Raw genomic sequence first — 22,640 nt, forward strand, 5'->3', positions numbered from 1 at the left:
CCCGGCAATATTCCCCCCAAAAAAGAATAGCCGCCCGAAGGCGGCCTCTTGCGCGTTCATTATTTCGCGATTTCCACGACTTTACCTCGAAGAATATAGAGGGAAATGACGTCGTCGTCTTTCAAATCCGTCGGATTCAGCAGCGCGGCGCCCTGATGGATATACGCCTGCGCGTGCAGCGCATACGTATAATTTTCGTCCAGCGTCGATCTTTTGACATCGATCGATTGCGACCCCGCGCTATATTTCCAGAAGTATTTGCGAAGCACGGGGATGACCTCCACGAAGATCCGGTCGTTCTCGTCCTGACGAATTTCTACCCGGTCTTCCGGTTGGATCACGGAAAGAGAGCCAAGCGAGACGTTATCCCGAACAATAACCGGAGATCCGCCCACGGACTTGGTGACGGTCGTTCCGTTGCTCAGCTCTATATTGATGGTAGAAGCCGACGCGTTTACGGAAACGACTTTGCCGAATGCCAACCTGGCGTTTTTGATCACGCTCGGTGTTTTGCCCTGGAACGAGATGTTCACCAACATGCCGGCGGAGAACTGGGAGAGCGGCTTTGCGGTGCCGTTCTCGTCCTGCAGCACGACGTTGGACGGGAGCACCCATTCTTCCACGACGGAGGTTCCGGTTTTTTGGGCCCGAAGCTTGAGTGCGGCAGCGTCTACCGAAACGACCTCAAATTGCGCGCGCTTGTGCACCTGAATGGCCGAGGCCTGATCCTGCGAGCCGTTGAGCAAAGCGCTGACTTGATCCCCGACATTCACTTGCGTATAGGAAGAAGAGGTTTGTCCGTAGATCTCCACAACAGGATATGTGTACGGCAGCGTGACCGTATTGGCGCCGACCTGCAATTTCAGCGTTTTGGCGGTTGTATTGTTTTCCAGCACCGTACCGGTATATTTGGCCACGATCGATACGTATACCGCATTCTCACCGCTAAAGCTCACCATCAGCTTTTTACCCGGCACCGTGATGAGCGGCAGCGCGGTTTCGGCGGAAAGCGACTGCCCGTTTAAGTCGTATCGGACATTCGGAACCAGGATCAAATTGCGCGGTTTGCCGCTCGCGTCAATCAACGAAAGCGTCTTGGTGCCAGCCACATAACCGGCGACAGTCGCGCCCATCATCGTTTCCACGTTCCGGCCGGTAACCGTAATTTGAGACACCTTGTCGGCTGAGTCCAAAGTAAGGGTGACCGTATCCCCCTTTTGCAGATCCGCGACGGTCGCATCCTGCATGCCGGTGATCCGGACGGCAGCGCCGGAAGCCAGGAACTTGGCGCTCAAGCTGCCATTCACGGTAAACAGAATCGTATCCCGATCTTTCACATAGCTGTCGAACGTACCGGTGACGGTCGTCTGAGCAGGTTTGGCCATCTGAACGCTGACGACGACCCCCGACTTCACCTCGTAGGAGATCATGTCGCCGGTTTTCAGCTGGTCGGCTTTGACGAACACGTCTCCCTGTTTAAACGTGGCGGTCGGAGAAACGGTCAACTTCGTCGTTTCGGATGTAGACGTGTCGGCCACTTCCAGGCTTCCGGATGCCGGATTCCAAGCGGTCACGATTCCGCTGCCGTTCTTATTGACGACGGACTGTTTCACGGAAATGGCTAGAATCTTCGGCTCGGCACGCACCTTGTCGACGATCAGCGTCACCTGGGCGTCTGCCGGGATGTCCGCCAGCGCAATCTTCTTTCCTTGCGCGTCGGTCACGACGGGTTCGTAGTTTTTGTCGTATTTGTAATCTTTGAATCCATCGTCTACCGATAACCATACCGAGGAAGTCGTAGCCGTCAGCTTGCTGAACGTTCCTTCCAACGTGGTAACGTACGTTTGATTGTCCAGCTGCTCGACGTATCCGACGGATCCGTCCTCCGCTTTAATCAGCATCGTTTTACTGTACGGTTTCAATGTTGCAGCGGGAACCGCTTTGTCCGAGTCGAAGCGGGTAATCATCGCGGATGCGGAAATCGTATAATCCACAATGGTCCCATTATCGAGCAGCAGGCTCAATTTGCCGCTGTCCGAAGTGAGTAAGGTTCCATATACTTGGCCGGAATAGGCGACGTTGATTTTGGATTCCGCCTTGCTGAACAGCTTGGCGATCGCGGCTCTTGTGATCGGCGATTTCGGCTCGAATGTGGTCGGTGTCACCCCGCTGACCAGCCCTTGCTCAACGGCGGTCAGCACGTAGGGGCGGAGATTCGCTTCCATTTTCGCGTTATCGGAAAAAGCGGTGGCTTTGCCGGCGTTGTCTGCGGCCGCCGACTCTTTGCCGATGGCGCGAACGAGCAACCGGGCCACCCATTCCCGGGACGCGTTCGTTTTGCCCCAAGGCTTGCCCTTCTCCTGATTGGCGAGCGCATATTCTTCGTCGGCCAACAAAATCTTCTGCTTAAATGCTTCTACTATGTATGGCTTGGCATAGTCGTCGACCTGAAACGACGACGGGAAAGCGATGGAACCGCCGACGGAAATATTGTCGGCCAAACCCATGAACTTCAAGGCAACGATGACCGCGTCTTCCCTCCGGATCGAATCGTTCGGCCGAAATTTGCCCTCGTTGCCTTTAATGATGTTTTGAAGCGCGAGCTTCACCATGTCTTTCTCCGCCCAGTGACCCTTCACGTCGCTGAACACGGGCGCGGCGGCCGAGACGCCCGATGCGGACCAAGTCGTTCCGGTCCACACGAATGCCGCGAGCGCGATTACCATCGCCGTTCTTTTGAATGAAGCGTTCGTTTCCATACCGGTTTCTCTCCCCTGATACAGATATGCCGGCCCCCCGAAGAGGGCCGGTTGGTATTACGGCAAATTGAAGTATTGCTTGAAGGAAGTCGCGATGGCTGCCGCCACCCGATCCTGTAAAGCTTCCGTAAACAGCTTAGGTCCGTCGTTATCGTTGGACAAATAGCCGACTTCCAGCAGCGCAGCGGGCATCGTCGTGTACTTGATCACTTTGAAATTTGCGGTGCGTACTCCGCCATCTTTGAAGCCTGTCGCGGCTACCGCGTTCTTGTGCAGCAATTTCGTAAATGCCAAGCTGTCCGCACGTGTATAGTACGTTTCCGTACCATTCGTTGCCTTATAGTAGCTGTTGGCGTGCACGGAAAGGAACAAATCCGCATTTAACGAATTGGCCAAATTCACCCGGTCGTCGAGCGTAGGATAAACGTCCGACTCGCGAGTGAGCACGAGATTAATGTTCGGATCGTTCTCCAGCAGCGCTTTGACTTTTTTGACGATGATCAGGTTGAATTCCTTCTCCCACCGTCCGACTACGCTTGGCGCCCCCGGGTCGCTTCCTCCGTGGCCGGCGTCGAGAACAATGGTCACACGGCCGTCTTTCGGTTCCGGTTTGCTGAGCTGGATCCGGATTTCTCCACTCAAAGCATTGTTGGCCAACTGGTAGTTCCACCGTTGGTTCAGGTCGAGAACGACGCGAACCGTTTTGGGGTTGTCCGCGTAGTTCGAAAAACGAATCTTTTGCAGCGCTTCATGTCCGGCAACCGCAAGCTCCGCGATTTGGCCGACGCCCGGAAGTCCGTTCGCAAAAACCGGAGCGTTGTCCGCCGTGAAGTCCGCCGCGAATTCCGTATTCGGCAAATCGACCACGATCCGGTCGGGACCGGCCAGCACGTTGGTCGTCGGAGCGATGATTCCGTCATAACCGAGCACGACGGCATCGGTCTCATAACGAATTTGATGCAGATGCGCCTGTGCGGCGACGGGCGTTGTTCCGCCATTGGTGCCCGTGCCGTCCGCAGGGTCGACGACGCCGATCAATCCGCCGTCTGCCGGCGGGGTTCCGTTGCCGCCGTTGCCCGATACGTTACCGGAATCTGTTCCGGCATCGGCTCCCGTACCGCCGTTACCCGAACCGCTTCCGGTATTCACGCCCGATGCGGGAGTGTACAAAAATGCGGATTTGGTCGAACTTTCCCAAATAATTTGCAGGCCCAGCTGCTCTCCGACGAATTTGATCGGAATGAGCGTGGTGTCCGACCGGATAATCGGCACTTCGTTCATCACGACGGATTTGCCGTTGACCGTCGCTTTCTTGTTGTTCACCGTCATCTTGATCAAGGAAGAGTTTTGCTGCAAAGACACCACTTTGCTCTTGGCGTCATAGCTCACCTTGTAACCCAGATTCTCGGCCACGATTCGAATCGGCACCAGCATGGAACTGTTGTACAGGGTCGGCGGTGCCTTGGCGGTTAACAGCTTCCCGTCCAAATAGAGCTTAGGTTCCGGGGCCGGCTTAGTTGCCGCTGCAGCGCCTCCGACGTTGGCAAATAAAATGAGGACGGCGACGGACAACAAGGAAATCCACTTCTTCATGCTTCACCTCGGTGTTGGTTGGAGTTAAGTCGACCGTACCGGAAGTCGGCGGTCTTTCCGGCTTGTCCACGAATTTTTAGACGTGAGAATCTAGCAAAAGTTTCGATAGAAAAGGGAAAAAAGGCCTTTTGGCCCGAATTTTCCCGTTTCGGTGCCAAAAGGCCTGTTTTATACCCGAAAATATGACGCTTGAATCAAATGATAGATTAATATCCCGCTGCCGCCCGCTTGGCTTCATATGCCGAGATGGCCTCTTCGTGCTTCAGCGTCAGGCCGATGTCGTCAAGGCCTTGCAGCAGGAACTGACGACGGTGCTCGTCGAGGTCGAACGGAATGCTCAACCCTTGATCGTCGGAGATTACTTTGCTCTCCAAGTCGACCGTCAAACGATAACCTTCGTTGGCGGCCGTACGCCGGAACAGTTCATCCACTTGCTCTTCGGTGAGCTTGATCGGCAAAATGCCGTTTTTAAAGCAGTTGTTGTAAAAAATGTCCGCGAACGACGGGGCGATCACGCAGCGGAAGCCGTAGTCCAAAATCGCCCAAGGCGCGTGCTCGCGGGAAGAGCCGCATCCGAAATTGGCGCGGGAAAGCAGTACCGAGGCGCCTTGGTACCGCGGCTGATTCAGGGAGAATTCGGGAATTTCGTTCCCCTTCTCATCCCAGCGCCATTCGAAAAACAGGAATTGGCCGAAGCCGCTCCGCTCGATGCGCTTCAAAAATTGTTTCGGAATAATGGCATCGGTGTCCACATTCACCCGGTCGACCGGCGCGACGAGACCCGTCATTTTCACAAAAGGCTGCATGTTCGGTTTCCTCCTTTTCTTAAGCCGTTACTTCGGATTTCATTTCCCACTCGCGTACGTCGACGAAACGTCCGGCAACGGCAGCAGCGGCGGCCATAGCCGGCGATACCAGATGCGTGCGGCCTCCGCGGCCTTGACGTCCTTCGAAGTTACGGTTGGAGGTCGACGCGCAGCGCTGTCCGGGCTGCAGAACGTCGGGGTTCATCGCCAGACACATGCTGCATCCGGCGTCGCGCCATTCAAATCCGGCTTCGGTGAAAATTTTGTCGAGGCCTTCCTTCTCCGCCTGCAGCTTCACTCGGCCGGAGCCCGGTACGACGATGGCGGTGACGTTCGGATTGACCGTGTAACCTTTGGCGACAGCGGCAGCCGCTCGAAGGTCCTCAATCCGTCCGTTCGTGCAAGATCCGATGAACACATAGTCGATCGGAATTTCCGTCATGGGAGTGCCCGGTTTCAGGCCCATGTATTCCAGCGCAGCCGCTGCGGCCTTGCGCTCGTTCTCGGTCGGCAATTGTTCCGGCACCGGAACTTTCGACGTAATATCGGTGCCCATGCCCGGGCTGGTACCCCAGGTTACTTGCGGTACAAGCGTATCGACGTCGAAATCCACGACTTTGTCATAAACGGCGCCTTCATCCGTGCGAAGCGCGTTCCAGCGCTCGACGGCGCGGTCGAACTCGGCTCCCTGCGGCGCATACTCACGGCCGCGGAGATAGTTGTAAGTCTTCTCGTCCGGAGCGATCAAGCCCGCGCGGGCCCCCGCTTCAATGGACATATTGCATACCGTCATGCGCTCTTCCATCGACAAGTCGCGAATGGCTTCCCCGGTATACTCCATTACATAGCCGGTTCCGAAGTCCGTGCCGTACTTGGCGATCAAACCGAGGATCATGTCTTTCGCCGTAATGCCCGGACGGCGCTTGCCGACGAAACGGACTTCCATTGTTTTCGGCTTCGCCTGCTGCAGACATTGGGTGGCCAGCACGTGCTCCACTTCGCTCGTCCCGATGCCGAATGCCAGTGCTCCGAACGCGCCGTGCGTGGAGGTATGGCTGTCGCCGCAAACGATCGTTTTGCCGGGAGCCGTCAAACCGAGCTCCGGTCCCATCACGTGAACGACGCCTTGATCGAGGGTATTGAGGTCGTACAGCTTAACGCCGAATTCATTGGCGTTCTTCGTCAAGGTGTCAACCTGCTGTTTCGAAATCGGATCCGCAATGTTGAAGCGGTCCTTCGTCGGCACGTTGTGGTCCATCGTCGCGAACGTCAGGTCCGGACGGCGTACTTTGCGGCCGCTCAGACGCAGGCCCTCGAACGCCTGCGGGGACGTCACTTCGTGAACGAGGTGCAGGTCGATATACAAAATGCTCGGCTTGCCCTCTTCCGCCATGATGACGTGATCGTTCCAAATTTTCTCGAACATCGTTTGTTTACTCATGTTTTTCACCCCGAAAAGGTCTTTATTAATTGGATTTATCATAGCATTTCCTCGTTCATTGATCCAAGATATAATATCTATAATATTAATAGTTCTGATCTATGAGGGGTGCTGTCTATGGAATTCCGACAATTGCAATACGCCATACAAATCGCCGCCGAGCGCAACTTCTCCCGCGCCGCGGAGAAGCTTCATATCGCCCAGCCGTCGCTCAGCCAGCAAATCTCGAAATTGGAAAAGGAACTGGGCGTGCTGCTGTTCAAACGCAGCACCAATTCCGTCGAGCTGACGCATGCCGGATCGGTGTTCGTGGGCAAAGCGCAGGAAATCGTGGATATGACCGAACAGCTTCGCCGCGAAATGGAAGACATGGCCGATCTGCGCAAAGGACGGCTCGTCGTGGGCAGTCTGCAAATCACGGGCTCCCATGTCCTGCCGAACGTTCTGCCGGCTTTCCGCGACGCGTATCCGGACATCGAGGTCGTATTGGTGGAGGAAACGACCAAACGGCTGGAACAGCTCACCGCCTCGGGAGGCACAGACGTCAGCCTGCTTTCTTTGCCGCTCACCGAACCGTCTCTGGCTTATCGTCCGATCATTGAAGAGGAAATTTGTTTGGCCGTTCCGCCGGACCACCCGCTTGCTGCCGGCAGCAAAAAGCCCGTTCCGCTCGAGGATTTGCGAGATGAGCCGTTCATTTTGCTGAAAAAAGGGCAAGGCTTCCGCGCCATCGCCACCCGGCTTTGTTCGGACGCCGGCTTCGTGCCGAACGTCGTGTTCGAGAGCGGCAACATCGACACGGTGCAGGCGTTGGTTGCCGCCGGCATGGGCATCGCCTTCGTGCCCCGGATGATTGCGCGCAGCGATTGGCATGGCCGCTCGCCCATGTTTTTGTCCTTGGCCGGCCGCCCCACCCGTACGCTTGTGATCGCCTACCGCAAAGGCCGCTACTTGTCCAACGCCGCGGAAGCCTTTATCGAAACCTTCATGCGATATGCGGAGCAGTTTCCGAAATAAAGCCGAGCTCTCCAAAAACCGGATCGACGCGATCGGGATCGCGGAACGAAACGGCTGGCTCGATTGAAGCATACGATAAACGGCCCAATGCGCATCCACGGATGCCGCCTGGGCCGTTTCGACGTTTAGAGGTACAAGTTCGGACGGCGATCTTCGAATACCGGAATACGGCCGCGTACTTCTTCCACAAGCGAGATGTCGATTTCCGCCCGCAAAATCGTCTCTTCTTCTCCCGCCTCCGCGATCACTTCCCCCCACGGATCGATGACCATCGAATGGCCGAAAAAACTGGAGCCGCCGCTTTCGCCCACCGTGTTGCAGGAAACGACGAACATCTGATTCTCGATCGCGCGGGCCTGCAGCAGCGTCCGCCAATGATGCAGACGGGGGTGCGGCCATTCGGCCGGCACGAACAAGATTTGGGCCCCTCCCAATGCCAGTTTCCGCGCCAGTTCCGGGAATCGGATGTCATAACAGATCATCGCCGCTGCCGGCACACCGTCCAGCTCGAACCGTCCTTCCCGTTCTCCTGCGAGGAGATGCTGGTGCTCGTTCATAAGCCGGAACAAGTGGATCTTTGAATATTCCGCAATCTCCGTGCCGCTCCTGTCAAATACGTGAATCGTATTCGTCACGCCTTCCGCCCGTTTCTCCGCGACGGAACCCGCGACCACCGTAACGCTGTGCTTGCGGCAAAACGCCGAGACTACCGCTTTCGTTCGCTCCCCCCGCGGGTCCGCAAGTTCTCCGATCCGGTCCAGCGCATAGCCGGTATTCCACATTTCCGGCAGCACGAGCACATCCGGCTTGAACTCACCCGCCACGACCTCTTCCATTCGGCGTTCCATTTTCGCGAAATTGCTTTCCGGATTTCCGGCTTCGATGTTCATTTGAATCAATGCAAGACGCAGTGAATGGGCCACGCGATCATCTCCCGAATCGATCAGACTGAATGCTCTCATCGTACTCCATCCGCCATCGCTCGGCAACACGGGCTTCCCGGGGCTTTTCCATTGCCGTCGCCACCGCTTTGTGCTACATTCATCCTAGTCTTTTTTCTTACGGAGCGTGACCGAACCATGAGTTTCCCGATCTTACCCGCAGAGCGTCTTCGGAAGCTCCCCGAACAATTTTTCGCCACCTTGGTGGCCAAAGCGAACGCACGGATCGCGCTCGGACGCGACGTCATTAACCTGGGTCAGGGCAACCCCGACCTGCCGACTCCCGCTCCGATCGTCGCATCTCTGCAGCGCGCCGCAGAGAATCCAGCTTATCACAAATACCCGCCGTTTCGAGGTTTTCCGTTCCTCAAGCAAGCGGTGGCGCAACGATATGGCGAAGACTATGGCGTGGAGTTGGATCCGGAAACCGAAGTAGCGATCCTCTTTGGCGGCAAAACCGGCTTGGTGGAAATCAGCCAGTGCCTGCTGAACCCCGGAGATGTGTGCCTCGTGCCGGATCCCGGTTATCCCGATTACTGGTCGGGCGTCGCGATGGCGGAGGCCGAAATGGTTTTTATGCCGCTGCTGGCGAAGAACAGCTTTTTGCCGGATTACTCCCAATTGCCTAGCGAAGAGCTGGGGCGAGCGAAGCTGATGTTCCTCAACTACCCGAACAATCCGACGTCGGCGACGGCGACTCCCGCCTTCTACGAAGAAACCGTGGCGTTCGCCCGGCAGCACGGCATCGTCGTGGCGAGCGATTTCGCTTACGGCGGCATCGGCTTTGACGGCAAACGCCCGGTCAGCTTCTTGGAAACGCCAGGCGCGAAAGAGGTCGGAGTCGAGTTTTACACGATGTCCAAAACGTACAACATGGCCGGCTGGCGCGTAGGCTTTGCGCTCGGCAACCGGGAAGTCGTGTCGATGTTGAATTTGATTCAGGACCATTACTATTGCAGCCTGTTCGGCGGCATTCAAGAAGCGGCGGCCGAAGCGCTCACCGGCCCGCAGAACTCGGTGGCGGAATTGGTCGCGACGTATGAACACCGTCGCGATGCCCTGTTCGTTGCGCTGGAGCGGATCGGCTGGAAAGCGGACAAGCCGGCCGGCTCGTTTTTCTGCTGGCTTCCGGTTCCGGGAGGCTACACGTCAATATCGTTCGCCAACCTGCTGCTCGAGCAGGCCGATGTCGTCGTCGCTCCCGGCAGCGGCTTCGGAGCCGCCGGAGAAGGATACGTCAGGCTGGGGCTGCTCGCTCCGGAAGAACGGCTGGTCGAAGCCGTCGAAAGGATCGGCCGGCTTGGCTTATTCTAAAGAGCCGTTTGGGCCGGTCTCCCCGAGAATCCGGAGGAGCATCTCCGCGAGCTTACCGGGTGGATACGGCTTCACCAAGTAACCGGCTACGCCGCTTTCCCTCCCTTTGTCCTGCTCTTCCAAAGCGCTGGACACGATGACAGGCACATTCCGCAGTTCCTCGGCAGCCTTCATTCGATCGATCAGGCGCCACCCGCTGGACTGATCCTCCAGCATCAGATCCACGACGACCGCAGCCGGCCGGTTCCCGCGAACAGCGAGCCAGCCGGCTTCGCCATTATCGCAAGCTTCCACGTGATAGCCATTTTCCCGCAGTTCTTCACTCAGCATCTCAGCCATGCTGGGGTCATTCTCGACCAGCACAATGCGGTTCTTCCCGGCTTGCTCGCGGGCGGCGGAAGCCTCTTCTTCCCCCGACGCCATGGAAAGCTCATTTTCCACCGCCGGCAGCACAACCGTAAAGGTGCTTCCCCCGCCTAACACGGATTTCACTTCTACGGTTCCCTGATGTCGTTCCACGATTTCTTTCACGATGGCCAGCCCAAGTCCGGTACCACCGATTTCGCGGCGGTCGCTGTTGTCGACCCGGGCAAATTTCTCGAACAACCGGCCTTTCGCTTCCTCCGGAATGCCGAGCCCTTCGTCCTGCACTTCGATCCGGATGCAGCCCCTGTCCCTGCTGCAGCGGATATCGACGTTGCCCCCTTCGGGCGAATATTTCACCGCGTTGCCGAGAAGATTGACGAGCACTTGCCGCAGTTTCTCTTCGTCTCCAAGCACGACGGCAGTTGGGAGCGTCCGGTGGAACGTCAGACGATGTCTATTGGTTACCGCTTGCTGCTGCTTGGTCAAGCCGTTCAGAATCGGAACCAAGTCCACCGGCTTCATGTCGTACGTTTGTTTGCCGGATTCCATCCGCTGCAAATCCAGAAAATCGTTGATCAGATTCGTCAGCCGCAGCGCTTCCCGATGGATCGTCGTGACGTATTTCCGCCTGCGTTCGGGAGACATTTCCCTGTGAAGAAGCAGCTCCGCAAATCCGAGCACGCTGGCCAACGGCGTGCGCAATTCATGGCTGACCGTGCTGACGAATTCCGATTTCATCCGGTCCACTTCATGTTCTTTGGTGATGTCGCGATGAACAAACAAAGTGCCGGTTCGCACTCCATTATGATATAGCGGCTCGAAGTAAAGCTCGATGATCCGCTCGTCAGGTCCGCTAACGGCATATCTCATCATTTTATGGCTCGCATTCTCCGTGAGGGCTTCCCGGATAAACGCTTCAACCCGTTCGGGCTCTTCGGTGTGTGTTCGCATGAATGAAATATGGCTTGCGAAAGAGGTGCGATCGAAATCGATCGTTTTCGGATCCACGCCCAAAATTTCACCCATTTTGGCGTTTATCTGGAGAACTCTGCCGTCTGCGTCCGTAAGCTGCACGCCTGTATGCATGACATCGAGAACGTCCATAATCATTTGATTTCGGTGCATGACCGTTTCGTGCAATTTCAGCTTACTAAGCGCAAGAGAGATCTGGGAGGCGTAACCGGCAAATTCCTCCTGCTCTTTGTCCGAAATCGGCTTGCCTACACGAGTCAGGATCAGACAAGCTGCCGGCTGCTCTTTCTCATCCCACACCGGCACGAACAAGTCGTATCCCCGCATCGCTTCTTCCAAATATCCGCGTTCTGCTTCGGAGACTTCCCGCTCCCTGATATAAGGCCGCCGCATTTGCACGGCACGCTGCAGACCCCCGTCGCGCACACGCTGCGCTGCTCGGGCGGCTTCGCTTTCTCCCATACCGAAAGACGCATAAGCCGGAGGATTGTCGAGCGTCACGATGACACCCTTTTCCATGCCGCTCATTTCGGTCAATTTACGAATCGCTCGTTCGAGCAGATCCCGTTTAGCGTCGGTGTTGGACAACATTTTCGTAAAACGGTTCAGCGTGAGAAGATACGCTTCATTCTGTTCCATTTTACCGAGCGCGGTTTGCAGTTCGTCCTGTTGGGCTTGCAGCTCTTCTTGCTGGGCGAACAATTCTTCGTTTTGTGCGGTCAATTCCTCTTCGTTTTCCTGGATGTCATGAATCATCCGTTTGAGCGCCCGGGTTAGAATGCCGACCTCGTCCGGTCTTTCCGTCAGAGATGCGGGGAACTCCATTCGATCGCCGCCAGAGGTCAGTCTGGCCAATGACGTAATAGGCCCGCTGATGTCTTTGGACAGCATACGCGCCATGTAAAGCTGCAGGAATAAGATGATCAAAATATAACCGACAAAGTAAGCCCCTTGAACAACAAGGCTGCGTATCTGCCTGTCGCTCTCGGTAACAAGCAGCCGTTCGGCCTGCTTTTTGGCAAGCCGAGCTTCTTGCAGCAACGTGTTGATCGGATTGACGCCGTTCGTATAAACCAAGTCCTTCAGCGACTCGAAATCTCTTTTGTCCGCCAAGGCGAGTCCTTTCGAAAGGGTGGTGCGAAAATATTTATCGAAGAAAGCGTCCACTTTGTCCGTAAGATCGGCTTCAGCAGGGGTCAACGGATACGTTCTTAGTTTAGCCAGCGTCGAATTCAATTGATCCCGCGCGGTGAAGATGCCCTTATAATCCAGCTTGTCGAGGAAGATATAGTAACCGCGCGTCTTCATTATGATTTCGTTCGAATGGTCGGCCATATCGGTTATGAGCAACAGTTTATCCTGAACTTCTTTGATGCTGATCTCGTAAGAACGGTAGGTGTCGTAAGCCCTCCAAAGAACGAAAGAGGAGCCCAGCACCACGAGGGAAAGCCCAAGGAACAGCATCGTTTGAAACCGACGCTTGATGCTCTTGCGGATATACCGCCCCAAGTTAAGCATTCAACAACTCCTCAACTTTTCCGATCAAAGCCAGCGGACTGAACGGCTTGGACATGAAAGCATCCGCTCCGGCGTCCATGACATGGTTTTGTTCCGTCTGCTGATTTTTGGCGGAGAGCATGAGCACACGCGAGGAAGCATGCTCCGGCATGGAACGCAGACGCTCAATGACCTCCAGCCCGGTCAGCTTCGGCATCATATGATCCAGAATGATCAAGTCGTAGCGGTTAACGGAAATTTTCCGCAGCGCTTCCTCGCCGTCGCAAGCGACGTCCATGACATGTCCCTCTTCTTCCAACGTATCGACAATCAGCATCCGCAGCGCTTCTTCATCTTCCGCAAGCAGCAATCGGGCCATTACGGATTCCCCCTATCGGATTGTGCAAACTGTTGTTGCATCACGTAATAGGACGTCTTCAATCGTTCCCGGTATTGCGGCGCGCTCCACTTGTCCCATTGGTACACGAACATGTTCTCTTTCGGAAGCATCCCGTTTTGAGCGGCGGGTATCGTATCGCGCGCGCCATTGCCGCCGGTGACGGCAATACGGAACCCGTCCGTTTCCCGGCTGGCGCTTAGCCCTTCCTTCCACAAATCCCCCATAATCTTGCGGCTGCTCGGATCTTTCACATTCAAGAGCTGCCAAGGGATTCTGATTTCGATCACACGGTCTTTCACCGACACGTCGGCAAGAGAATCGTAGTCGGCGGCTTCCGGATTCCCGTTGCCGTATCTCAACTCTCCCGTTTCGTACGATTCGAACGGGCGGACGCGGTCCTCTCCTTGACGGTCGGGGATTACCAGTTCTTTATTGAGCGCAAGCCGGATCGGATTCCAACGGCCGTTATTGCGGGTCCCTGCCGTATCCGGTAAAGGAACCATTCTCAACTCATGGCCATATTGAAACTCGAACGGATCGTAATAGCTGTCGGTCAGTACCCGAGAGCGGCCGGGACCGGCTAACTCGATGGAGAAATCGAATGCGGCATCGCTCGTTAAACCCGTAATCCCGGGAACGGACTGCTGTCCCTGACCGTCGATGGAATCGATCAGGATCCCGACTTTCGTGCGGGTCCAGTCAACCGTCTGTTTCATATCAAGCCGAAAATATACATAGCGTTCGTCGCTCGTGACGGCATATTGCGTAACGGAAGCGTCCGGGCTGTCCGCCGGGATGCTCGGGATCCCCGCCTTGTCCCAATCGGCGGCATCTCCATCTATACGGATTACCGGCCCGTTCTTGCCGGGATCGAATGCGAGCAGACCGAATTGCTGCTCCCCCGTTTGCGCGTTCGACCAGAGGGGCCGGCGCTCCGGGTCGTCGTAGTCCATCGTATTCCAGGTTCGTTTGAACCACTCGTCCTGCCAAGTAAACACCAGCCCTCCGGCCATCCCTTCGTGCCGGATGTCCTGCCAAAGGCGGGCGTCGATTTCTCCCTGTTCCTCTTCGGTGAGAAAACCTTGGTTCAGACCGTTTACATTCCGGTGGGCCATTCCGCGCGAAGAAGGTACGCCGAATTCCGCAATGAGGACAGGCATATGGTGAGCGGATTTCAACTGATTCAGATAACCGGCGTAACCGTTCTTTTCACCGCGGGAATCCACATATTCATTCAGTTTGCGATCATAATTCAGAAAATCCGGATAGTACGGATACACGTGATAAGAGGCGAACTGCCCCGCCTGATAGGCATCCGTTGGGGAAATATGGTTCGGATCCACAACGGACATGTCCTCTTCGGGCAATGGCTCCGAAGGGTGCTTAAGCAGATCCGTCGTCACCCAGTTCGTAAAGCTGATCGGGCGCTGCCAGCCGTACTTGTCCTGCTCGTAGGCAGCGGCGGTTTCCATGGCGCCGGCCAGCCAAATTTCGAACGGAGACGCGTTATTCGTCCTGAAATAACGGCCTTGATGCTGGGAGATTCCCGCATGCTTCGCGTCGGTGGATGCTACCATGGCCGGATCCCATTCGATTCCGAGAACCCAGCCGATTACATAGGAGGACACATCGGCTACGTAACGTCCTGAAGCATGTCCCGCACGCGCCGGAAGCTCGGCGTTTCCGTGAACCAAATCGATCGTTCTCCGGATTTCCGCCTGAAAATCGTCCGTATTAACGGCAGCGAACGCATCTGCGGATTGCACGAGATTCTCTTCATTTACCCATACGCCTTGCAGAAGGTACAACGGTTGTTTCGCGGTTCGGTTATATTCCTTTAACGCTTCGTAAAAACCGGGAGGGTGTATCGTATACACACGGACGACGTTGGCATTCATCTCGCCGATTTGACGGAACCACCGAGCATACTCCGCTTGGGTGATCGCCGCTTCCCCCGGAAAATACCCCGGCTTGGCGATCCCCATGTTGACGCCTTTGAGCAAAATAGGCTGCCATTCGCCGTCATGGTACACTTGCAAATCGTTGTCTCCCGCGTCCGCTCTGGCGAACATCTTGGTGCCTTGATTCGACCACACGGAGCTGTGTTCGCTTCCTGCTCCGGTTCCCCGAGCAAACAGCCAAGCAAGTGCGGCAAGCCCGCAGAGCGCGGCTGCAGCGATCCCTGCAACCCGGCGGCGTCCGGAATGTGAAACGGGCCTTTTGGCTCTCATGCCGACACTCCTTTGCGCTTCATTTCTCCCCATCCTCTTTTGCCTGCCATCCATTGGACAAACGCTTCACAACGCCACCAAACGGTAAGCGGACGGTACCAGAACGACTCGGTGAGCGCGTACACGAATAGCCGGAGAATATCGCGGGCCTTCGGATATTTTCGCAGGCTCCATTCTTCCACCACCACGGCTGCCATCGAAAACATGGATCCGTAAAGCAGACATACCGATAACAGCAGAACGGAAAACTCCCAATAAACCGAAGAAACGAACAGCGTGGCGACCAGCACGACATAAGCCAACGCTTCCACCAACGGAGCGAATAATTCAATGAATAAGAAATACGGCAAGGAAATCCATCCGAGAGAACCGTATTTCGGACGAAACAGCATATCCCGGTGAACGAGAAGGCTCTCCAATAGTCCCCTGTGCCAGCGGCTCCGCTGCCGCCGCAAATATTTCATCGACTCCGGCGCTTCCGTCCAACAAACCGGATCGGGAACGTACAAAATTTGTTTGTTCAGCTTCCGGTCTTTGTTCATCCGGTGCAGCCGCATCACCAGCTCCATGTCTTCTCCCACGGTGTTGCGGCGGTAACCGCCCGCCTCGATGACCCAGTGCTTGTTAAAGACGCCGAATGCGCCGGACACGATGATCAGCAGGTTATGCCGGCTCATGCCGACACGGCCGAGCAAAAAGGCGCGCAAGTATTCGATGACCTGCATCACCACCAAGGGTCTGCGGGATAGACCGACCTTGACCACTTCGCCGCTCTCGATCTCGCAGCCGTTGGCGATGCGTATGCTTCCTCCGGATGCGATCACTTCTTCCCCGGACTCCAAAATCGGCTTCATCACTTTCAGGAACGATCTCCGCTCTAATACGGAGTCTCCGTCCAACGAGCAGAAATAAGGATAAGCGGAATAATTGATGCCGGCGTTTAACGCGTCGGCTTTGCCTCCGTTGTCTTTGTCGACCAAATAGAGATTATCGTAAACGTTGGAACGGTAAACGGCCCTTACTTGCTCTGTGTCGAGTCTTTTTCTTACCGCGCGGCTGACCGGCTCCATCCGGAAGCTGTCGATCATCGTCCGAAGCGTTCCGTCCGCGGAACCGTCGTTAATGACAATCACTTCAAACTCGGGGTATTCGATGCTCAGAAGCGAGCGAACGCTGCCGCATATGCCGGCTTCTTCATTGAAAGCCGGTACCAGGATCGAAATCGGACGCGTATAGCTGACGTTGAGCAGTTCGTCGTAAGGAAAGCTTTCGTCCAGTTTTCGGATACGTCGAAGATAGATAAGCGAAGCGACCATGAAAAATCCATAAAATAAAAGGACAATGAGCATATAAATGAGGACAAAGTTCCCCGAATAGAGAATGAATTTCCGCACAATTTCACTCGGCGTCAACTTTCGCCCCTCCTTTCTCCAGCCATTCCGCGGCCATTTCCCGTGCGTACAGGTCCTCGGAGGTCGCTGCGGCTTCCTGCAGCCTCGCGATCCCTTGTGGAAAGGAAAAGAGCGATTGAGCGGCTTGCGAACGGACAAACCATACCGGATCGCCCAGCAGGCGGACCAATTCATCGGTGTACAGGCCGCTGCGGAACGAGGCGAACAGCTTCGCCGCCATCATCCGCTCCTGCCAGGCGTCCGAACGGGCGTGGAGGATATATTGCTCACCCGGCAAGACGTTGTCCATAAAGCTGAGTGCCTTTAAGGCGCGGATTCGCAGCTCGATATCCTGTTCATCCGCCAGCTTCTGCAAGCCGGCGGTATATTCCGATTTCCGATGAATGCCGATTACATCGATCAAAGAATATCGCCAATCCGCCGGCAACCGATGCATTCGAACAACAAAATGCTCAAACAGCTCAGGCGTCATGGCTGAAAAAATGATCCGCCTTTGATAATCCGACAAGGCGTTGCCAGGCCGCAGAAGGAGATCCGGCACCGCGGCTCTGCCCCATCTCGCCAGAAGCTTGTAAATTAATGCAAGCTCCTCGGGTGTCGTCCGGCGGTTCCGTGCCGCTTCTTCCAACTCCGCCGCCAGATGAGACATGTCGAATTTGTCCACGCGATATAGCGTATTCATTCTCGAGCTCCAGCTGCGACTGGCCAACAAGCCTTTGTACATATCGGTCAAATTCTTGGAAGCATAGGATCGGATCCGCGCCTCCATGTCCTCTCCCTTAAACAATCCCGCACAATGCAGAAGCAGCTGCTCCAGCGCTTCCGCCTTCAACTTGTTGCCATGCGGCAATAGAGACCGCGTCTCTTCCCCGGTCAGCAAATAATCGTATACGTGCTTCTGCTGCTGCTCCATATAAGCGGAACGGATGCGGGAAATTCGATTGTCCGCGGATTTACGCAAAATCAGGTAGACCAATGTCAGCATCAAGAGAACAAACAGGGAGGCCGACAACAGCATCAGCATTTGAATGGGCTGAAGCATGGTCAGGCCATTCTTCTGGCCAGAAGCCGAATGCGTGACTCCAGCTCTTTCAGGCTGAAAGGTTTGGTCACGTAATCGTCGGCTCCCAGCTCGAGCGCTTTGACGATATCGTTTTCCGATTTTCTGCCGGTCAGCATCAGCACAGTGAAAAAAGATGAATTCGATGAACGGCGGATCCGCAAAAGGACCTCAATCCCGTCCATACGGGGCATCATGCGGTCCAACAGCACCAGACAAGGAACGGGTTCCCCGAACCAGGCGTCTTGGATAAACCGCTCTCCGTCGCGGAAGGAACGGATTTCAAGCTGAACATCGGAAGGAAAACAATCTTTCACATAGTCCTGCAGCATCGTCCGCACCACAGCATCGTCGTCGATGATCGCCGCCCGAATCGTCTTCCGTTCCGCCTTCTGAACAGGCTGTACCGGTTTTGCAAACAATTGTTTTCGCTTCAGCTGCCGCGCCAGGCGAGCCAGCAGTTCTTGCATATCCAAGGGCTTGGTGACGAAATCGTCAGCCCCCAGCTCGTAGGCTTCAAGCCGGTTGGCTTTCGTATCGTCGACACTCATCATGGTGGTCGGGATGAACATGGAGGCCAGCTTGCCGCTTAATTCTCGAAGCGCATCGAATCCTCTCTCCTCTTGGAGGTGAAGATCGAAAATCATCGCATCGGGTTGATCTTCGTGAACCAAACGAACCGCCTCGGCGGTTTGCGACGCAGTCAGCACTCGATATCCCGCGCGTTGCAGCTCTTCTTTCAGAAACGCCGAAAAGGCAGGGTCGTCGTCCAAAATCAACACGACCGGAGCTTCGTCATGGGGAATTTCCGGCTCGACCGGCACTGCGCCCGCCGGAACGCTCCCCGTGCCCCGCTCTTCATGATAGGCCTGAATAAAATCGTTTAAATAGACACGAAGCTGTTCCTTCTTCCACGACTGGGGCGCGTTTTCGTCCAGCCTCCGCAGCAAGGCCGACGCCGTCGACGAAATATCCGGCAAACCGATGGAGCCTGCGGTGCCGGTGACGGTGTGTAAAAATCGCCGCACAACCTCATGGGCGATTGGCCCTTCATTTTGATCCAGCCATGATTCCAGCGTCTTTTCGATGTTGCCGAGCAAGATGTCCTGGTACTTCTTCAATTGTCATCACCTGCAGCGAATGATAGAATCTTCATTCTATCTGATTCGACATCATTCGAACAGAATCTTAGGCACTATCCCGCGCATCGCCGTCAATCGAAAATTATAGGATTGCGGGAAGCTGCGCTTCCTTTACAAGCCGATTTGTGCATGGTATTCTGAGGAAAACGCGTTGACGGGAACGAAGAAGCGATACCGGGCGTGACCAGAGAGTAAATTCCGAAGGCTGAAAGAATTTACCTTGCTCCCGCTTCCCCCCACCCCCGAGCGGCCGGCGAAGAACCGGACAGTACCTGCTGTTATCAGGATGAAAGCGGACGGTAGATCATGCATAATGCGCATGCGCCGTCAACGAAGGTGGTACCGCGGAAGCCGAGCTTCCGTCCTTTGAGGACGGGAGCTTTTTGTATTGTCTAGGAAAGAAAGGTGAGGTGCGATGACAGCCCAGCGAATCGTCGTCAAAATCGGAAGCAGCTCGCTGACGTCGGATGAGGGCGGATTAAACCGGGACAAAATCCGTTTCGTCGCGAATGAACTTGCGGCTCTTCACGCGTCCGGCATGCAGGTGCTGCTGGTCACTTCGGGCGCCATCGCGGCGGGTTTCCGCCGGATCGGATACCGTGCGCGGCCGAAACTGGTACACGAGAAACAGGCCGCGGCTGCGGTCGGCCAAGCGCTGCTCATGGAAGCTTATCAGGAAGCGTTCGCGGCTCATGGCATCACCGTCGCGCAAATCCTGCTCACGAGGCCGGACTTCGGCAACCGGGGGCGGTCCCAGAACGCCCGGCGGACGATCGAAGAACTGCTCAAACAGCGGGTTCTCCCGATTTTTAACGAGAACGATTCCGTCGCGGTGGATGAATTGAAGTTCAGCGAAAACGATACGCTGTCGGCCTTAGTCGCCAACTTGGTGAAGGCCGGCGGGCTGTATATTTTAACGGATATGGACGGACTGTACACGGCAGATCCGCGGAAAGCGCCGGACGCGGTCAAGATCGGCCGGGTTGACATCATCTCTGAAGAGTTATACCGGATCGCTTCCGGCGCAGGCTCTTCGGTCGGTACCGGAGGCATGCGCTCCAAAATTGAGGCGGCGCGTATCGCCATGCAAGGCGGGATCCCGACATTCGTCGGCCGGGCCTCGGAGCCGGGCGACTTGCTTTCCGCGGTACAGGGGGAAGGCAAAGGCACGTACTTCACCTCCTCCCTTCAATCCCTCTCGGCCAAAAAGCATTGGATCGGCTTCTTGGCGGTTCCTCAAGGTACGATCGTCGTAGACGCGGGTGCCGAGACGGCGCTGCTGCGCGGCGGCAAAAGCCTTCTGCCCGCGGGAATCATACGTGCCGAAGGAGATTTTCACAGCGGCGATGTCGTCGAGGTGGCCGGACCGGAAGGCGGCATTCTCGGACGCGGCGTTTCGCAATATGACGCATGGCAAATTACCGCCGTAGCCGGACTTGGCAGCGAAGAAGCGATGCGGCGGGTAGAAGTTCCACGCGTGGAAGTCATCCACCGCGACGAATGGGTGGCAACCCCGATCCTGAAGGAGGCTGGTTCCCGTGAGTGAAGTCGTAAGGAAAGCCCAAGCGGCGCAAAGTGCGGCTGCCGTACTCGGTCAACTTTCCACTGAAACCAAAAATGACGCTTTGCGCAAGATGGCGAAGGCGCTGCTTGCCCATACGGGTTCCATTCTGGCGGCCAACGAAGAGGACCTGGAGCGGGGGCGGGCACAAGGCACTTCCTCCTCCCTGCTCGACAGACTGAAGCTGACGGAAGAACGGATTGCGGCTATCGCGGAAGGGGTAACGCAAATCGTCGATCTGACCGATCCGGTCGGGGATGTTCTGGAACGAATCGACCGGCCGAACGGGCTTCGTATCGAGAAGCTGCGGGTACCGCTCGGCGTGATCGGCATCATCTATGAAGCCCGCCCGAACGTGACGGTAGACGCGGCCGCACTATGCTTGAAAACAGGCAATGCCGTCGTATTGCGCGGCGGTTCGTCGGCGCTGTCCTCGAATCGGCGGATCGTCGAAGTGCTTCGCGAAGCGTTGGCCGGTTCCGAAATTCCTGCGGACGCCCTTCAATTGATCGAGGATCCGGGCCGGGGCTCAGTCGACGAGATGCTGAAGCTGAACGGACTGCTCGATGTCATCATCCCGAGGGGCGGCGCTTCGCTGATTCAGAATGTCGTTCAGAATGCGACCGTGCCCGTGATTGAGACCGGAGCCGGCATTTGTCATACTTATCTCGACGAGAGTGCTGACCCAGACATGGCGCAGGCGATCGCCTTAAACGCCAAAGTGCAGCGCCCATCCGTCTGCAACGCCATGGAGACACTGCTCGTGCACGAAGCATTCGCATTACGCCACCTTCGGTCGCTGACTGGCGTTTTCCAAAGCGCCGGCGTCGAATTAAGAGGCGACGAGCGAACCCGGGAACTGGCCGAGGGTGTCATGCCTGCGGCGGAGCAAGATTTCGCGACCGAATATAACGACTACATTTTGAACGTCAAAGTGGTAAAAGATTTGGACGAAGCGCTGGCGCACATTCGCCGGTTCGGCACCAAGCATTCGGAATGTATCGTCACGGAATCACAAACTCATGCGGACCGGTTTTTGCGCGAAGTTGACGCAGCGGCCGTATACCACAATGCCTCGACACGGTTCACAGACGGGTTCGAATTCGGGTTCGGCGCGGAGATCGGCATCAGCACGCAGAAGCTGCATGCCCGCGGGCCCATGGGGCTGCCTGCTTTGACTTCTACCAAGTACCGGATCTTCGGCACCGGCCAAATTCGCACGTAAGGAGTACGCAGCATGAAACAAGCAAGTTCAGCAATCGGCAATGTTTCGATTTGTTTTTACGGGGCGGGCGCGATGGCCGAAGCGATATTGCGGGGACTGATCGAAGCGGGGCTCACCCGGGCGGACCGCATCATCGTCACGAACCGGCAAAATGCGGAGCGTCTCCGGGAGCTGCATTTACAGTACGGAGTCGTCCCGGCCATCGGAGAACAAGCGAAACAAGATGCGCTTCGCACTGCCGATATCGTGGTGCTCGGCATGAAGCCGAAAGATTCGGCATCCGCTCTTCGCGCCCTAGCCCCTCTTCTTCGCCAGGAACAGCTTATCGTCTCGGCGATCGCCGGCCTGTCCATCGATACAATCATGACGCTGCTGGGCGGCCAACGAGCCATCGTCCGTACGATGCCCAATACGTCCAGCACCATCGGGCTCGGGGCCACAGGCATTAGCTTCTCCTCTTCCGTTTCGGCGGTACAGCAAGAGATGGCACTCGCGATGTTCGGGGCCGTCGGGATCGCGACCGTTGTCGATGAGCCGTTGATCGAAGCCGTGAACGGCGTGTCCGGAAGCGGTCCCGCCTATGTCTATTATTTGATGGAAGCGATGATCTCGACCGGCGTGGAGCTCGGCCTGACGACGGAAGCTGCGCGGGAGCTGACGGTTCAGACGGTGCGGGGCGCCGCCGAAATGGTGGCGAGCACCGGGGAAAATCCGGAGGAGCTGCGGAGAAAAGTGACGTCACCCGGCGGAACGACCCAAGCCGCGATCGACACGCTCGAACGTTATCGTTTTCAAGAAGGCATGAATGCCGCCATTCTCCGCTGTGCCGAAAGAGCGCGGGAGATGGGCGAAGCGATACGCAGCGAAGCGATTGAAAGCTGAGGAATCGATGATAAAGAGGTG

The 22,640-nt window shown here is 56.2% G+C and carries 16 protein-coding genes; 5 read left to right on the top strand and 11 right to left on the bottom strand.

The window, feature by feature from the left end; all coding sequences use genetic code 11:
* Positions 1-59 precede the first annotated feature (59 nt).
* The 4 genes from E5161_RS02530 to leuC form a co-directional block, all read right to left on the bottom strand.
* Positions 60-2,759, bottom strand: coding sequence for an S-layer homology domain-containing protein (locus tag E5161_RS02530; RefSeq protein WP_136776089.1), 2,700 nt, complete (start codon positions 2,757-2,759; stop codon positions 60-62).
* A 57-nt stretch (positions 2,760-2,816) separates the two neighbouring features.
* Positions 2,817-4,352, bottom strand: a complete 1,536-nt coding sequence (locus E5161_RS02535) for an N-acetylmuramoyl-L-alanine amidase family protein (protein WP_136776090.1) — start codon at positions 4,350-4,352, stop codon at positions 2,817-2,819.
* A 206-nt stretch (positions 4,353-4,558) separates the two neighbouring features.
* Positions 4,559-5,158: a 3-isopropylmalate dehydratase small subunit gene (gene leuD / locus E5161_RS02540; RefSeq protein ID WP_136776092.1), complete on the bottom strand. Its 600-nt coding sequence runs from the start codon at positions 5,156-5,158 to the stop codon at positions 4,559-4,561.
* Positions 5,159-5,177: 19 nt separating this feature from the next.
* Positions 5,178-6,599 carry a 3-isopropylmalate dehydratase large subunit gene (leuC, locus tag E5161_RS02545; RefSeq protein ID WP_136776094.1) on the bottom strand — a complete coding sequence of 474 codons (1,422 nt, stop codon included), beginning with the start codon at positions 6,597-6,599 and terminating at the stop codon, positions 5,178-5,180.
* A gap of 117 nt (positions 6,600-6,716) precedes the next feature.
* On the opposite strand from leuC, the gene E5161_RS02550 reads away from it, so the two are divergent.
* Positions 6,717-7,616 (top strand): LysR family transcriptional regulator, encoded by a 900-nt coding sequence (locus E5161_RS02550; RefSeq protein WP_136776096.1) that lies wholly within the window; start codon positions 6,717-6,719, stop codon positions 7,614-7,616.
* A 125-nt stretch (positions 7,617-7,741) separates the two neighbouring features.
* Here the strand turns inward: E5161_RS02550 and E5161_RS02555 are convergent, their stop codons facing one another.
* On the bottom strand, positions 7,742-8,578 hold the full coding sequence (locus E5161_RS02555) for a carbon-nitrogen family hydrolase (protein WP_136776097.1): 837 nt from the start codon (positions 8,576-8,578) through the stop codon (positions 7,742-7,744).
* A 117-nt stretch (positions 8,579-8,695) separates the two neighbouring features.
* Here E5161_RS02555 and E5161_RS02560 point away from each other — a divergent pair, with 117 nt between their 5' ends.
* On the top strand, positions 8,696-9,871 hold the full coding sequence (locus tag E5161_RS02560; protein WP_136776098.1) for a pyridoxal phosphate-dependent aminotransferase: 1,176 nt from the start codon (positions 8,696-8,698) through the stop codon (positions 9,869-9,871).
* On the opposite strand, the gene E5161_RS02565 is transcribed toward E5161_RS02560, so the two are convergent.
* Genes E5161_RS02565 through E5161_RS02590 form a run of 6 tightly spaced genes read right to left on the bottom strand, consistent with a single transcriptional unit; the run spans position 9,863 to position 18,930 of the window.
* Positions 9,863-12,727, bottom strand: a complete 2,865-nt coding sequence (locus E5161_RS02565; protein WP_136776099.1) for an ATP-binding protein — start codon at positions 12,725-12,727, stop codon at positions 9,863-9,865. The two genes, E5161_RS02560 and E5161_RS02565, sit on opposite strands and share 9 nt — an antisense overlap.
* Positions 12,720-13,085 (bottom strand): response regulator transcription factor, encoded by a 366-nt coding sequence (locus tag E5161_RS02570; protein WP_136776100.1) that lies wholly within the window; start codon positions 13,083-13,085, stop codon positions 12,720-12,722. Before E5161_RS02570 ends, E5161_RS02565 begins: the two co-directional genes overlap by 8 nt.
* Positions 13,085-15,337 (bottom strand): hypothetical protein, encoded by a 2,253-nt coding sequence (locus E5161_RS02575; protein WP_246042069.1) that lies wholly within the window; start codon positions 15,335-15,337, stop codon positions 13,085-13,087. Before E5161_RS02575 ends, E5161_RS02570 begins: the two co-directional genes overlap by 1 nt.
* Complete coding sequence (locus tag E5161_RS02580) at positions 15,334-16,686, bottom strand: glycosyltransferase family 2 protein (protein ID WP_136776406.1); 1,353 nt, start codon at positions 16,684-16,686, stop codon at positions 15,334-15,336. Before E5161_RS02580 ends, E5161_RS02575 begins: the two co-directional genes overlap by 4 nt.
* Positions 16,687-16,735: 49 nt before the next feature.
* Positions 16,736-17,791, bottom strand: a complete 1,056-nt coding sequence (locus E5161_RS02585; protein ID WP_136776101.1) for a HEAT repeat domain-containing protein — start codon at positions 17,789-17,791, stop codon at positions 16,736-16,738.
* Positions 17,792-17,793: 2 nt separating this feature from the next.
* On the bottom strand, positions 17,794-18,930 hold the full coding sequence (locus E5161_RS02590) for a response regulator transcription factor (RefSeq protein ID WP_136776102.1): 1,137 nt from the start codon (positions 18,928-18,930) through the stop codon (positions 17,794-17,796).
* Positions 18,931-19,366: 436 nt separating this feature from the next.
* Between E5161_RS02590 and proB the strand changes: the two genes are divergently transcribed.
* From proB to proC, 3 genes are read left to right on the top strand one after another with little or no spacing between them, the layout of a single operon-like run.
* Entirely contained in the window at positions 19,367-20,497 is a 1,131-nt protein-coding gene (gene proB, locus E5161_RS02595; protein ID WP_136776103.1) for a glutamate 5-kinase, read from the top strand.
* Positions 20,490-21,737 carry a glutamate-5-semialdehyde dehydrogenase gene (locus E5161_RS02600; protein WP_136776104.1) on the top strand — a complete coding sequence of 416 codons (1,248 nt, stop codon included), beginning with the start codon at positions 20,490-20,492 and terminating at the stop codon, positions 21,735-21,737. The genes proB and E5161_RS02600 overlap by 8 nt, the downstream gene beginning before the upstream one ends.
* A 12-nt stretch (positions 21,738-21,749) precedes the next feature.
* Complete coding sequence (gene proC, locus E5161_RS02605) at positions 21,750-22,619, top strand: pyrroline-5-carboxylate reductase (protein WP_136776105.1); 870 nt, start codon at positions 21,750-21,752, stop codon at positions 22,617-22,619.
* Positions 22,620-22,640 lie beyond the last annotated feature (21 nt).

Source organism: Cohnella pontilimi (genome assembly GCF_005049045.1).
Lineage (GTDB): Bacteria > Bacillota > Bacilli > Paenibacillales > Paenibacillaceae > Cohnella > Cohnella pontilimi.

Excerpts from the sequence above, each read along its gene's own strand:
- E5161_RS02555 (WP_136776097.1), bottom strand. The coding sequence starts at position 8,578 with ATGAGAGCATTCAGTCTGATCGATTCGGGAGATGATCGCGTGGCCCAT.
- E5161_RS02560 (WP_136776098.1), top strand. The coding sequence starts at position 8,696 with ATGAGTTTCCCGATCTTACCCGCAGAGCGTCTTCGGAAGCTCCCCGAA.
- proC (WP_136776105.1), top strand. The coding sequence starts at position 21,750 with ATGAAACAAGCAAGTTCAGCAATCGGCAATGTTTCGATTTGTTTTTAC.
- leuD (WP_136776092.1), bottom strand. The coding sequence starts at position 5,158 with ATGCAGCCTTTTGTGAAAATGACGGGTCTCGTCGCGCCGGTCGACCGG.
- E5161_RS02570 (WP_136776100.1), bottom strand. The coding sequence starts at position 13,085 with ATGGCCCGATTGCTGCTTGCGGAAGATGAAGAAGCGCTGCGGATGCTG.
- E5161_RS02575 (WP_246042069.1), bottom strand. The coding sequence starts at position 15,337 with ATGAGAGCCAAAAGGCCCGTTTCACATTCCGGACGCCGCCGGGTTGCA.
- E5161_RS02550 (WP_136776096.1), top strand. The coding sequence starts at position 6,717 with ATGGAATTCCGACAATTGCAATACGCCATACAAATCGCCGCCGAGCGC.
- leuC (WP_136776094.1), bottom strand. The coding sequence starts at position 6,599 with ATGAGTAAACAAACGATGTTCGAGAAAATTTGGAACGATCACGTCATC.
- proB (WP_136776103.1), top strand. The coding sequence starts at position 19,367 with ATGACAGCCCAGCGAATCGTCGTCAAAATCGGAAGCAGCTCGCTGACG.
- E5161_RS02580 (WP_136776406.1), bottom strand. The coding sequence starts at position 16,686 with ATGCTCATTGTCCTTTTATTTTATGGATTTTTCATGGTCGCTTCGCTT.
- E5161_RS02565 (WP_136776099.1), bottom strand. The coding sequence starts at position 12,727 with ATGCTTAACTTGGGGCGGTATATCCGCAAGAGCATCAAGCGTCGGTTT.
- E5161_RS02585 (WP_136776101.1), bottom strand. The coding sequence starts at position 17,791 with ATGCTTCAGCCCATTCAAATGCTGATGCTGTTGTCGGCCTCCCTGTTT.
- E5161_RS02530 (WP_136776089.1), bottom strand. The coding sequence starts at position 2,759 with ATGGAAACGAACGCTTCATTCAAAAGAACGGCGATGGTAATCGCGCTC.
- E5161_RS02535 (WP_136776090.1), bottom strand. The coding sequence starts at position 4,352 with ATGAAGAAGTGGATTTCCTTGTTGTCCGTCGCCGTCCTCATTTTATTT.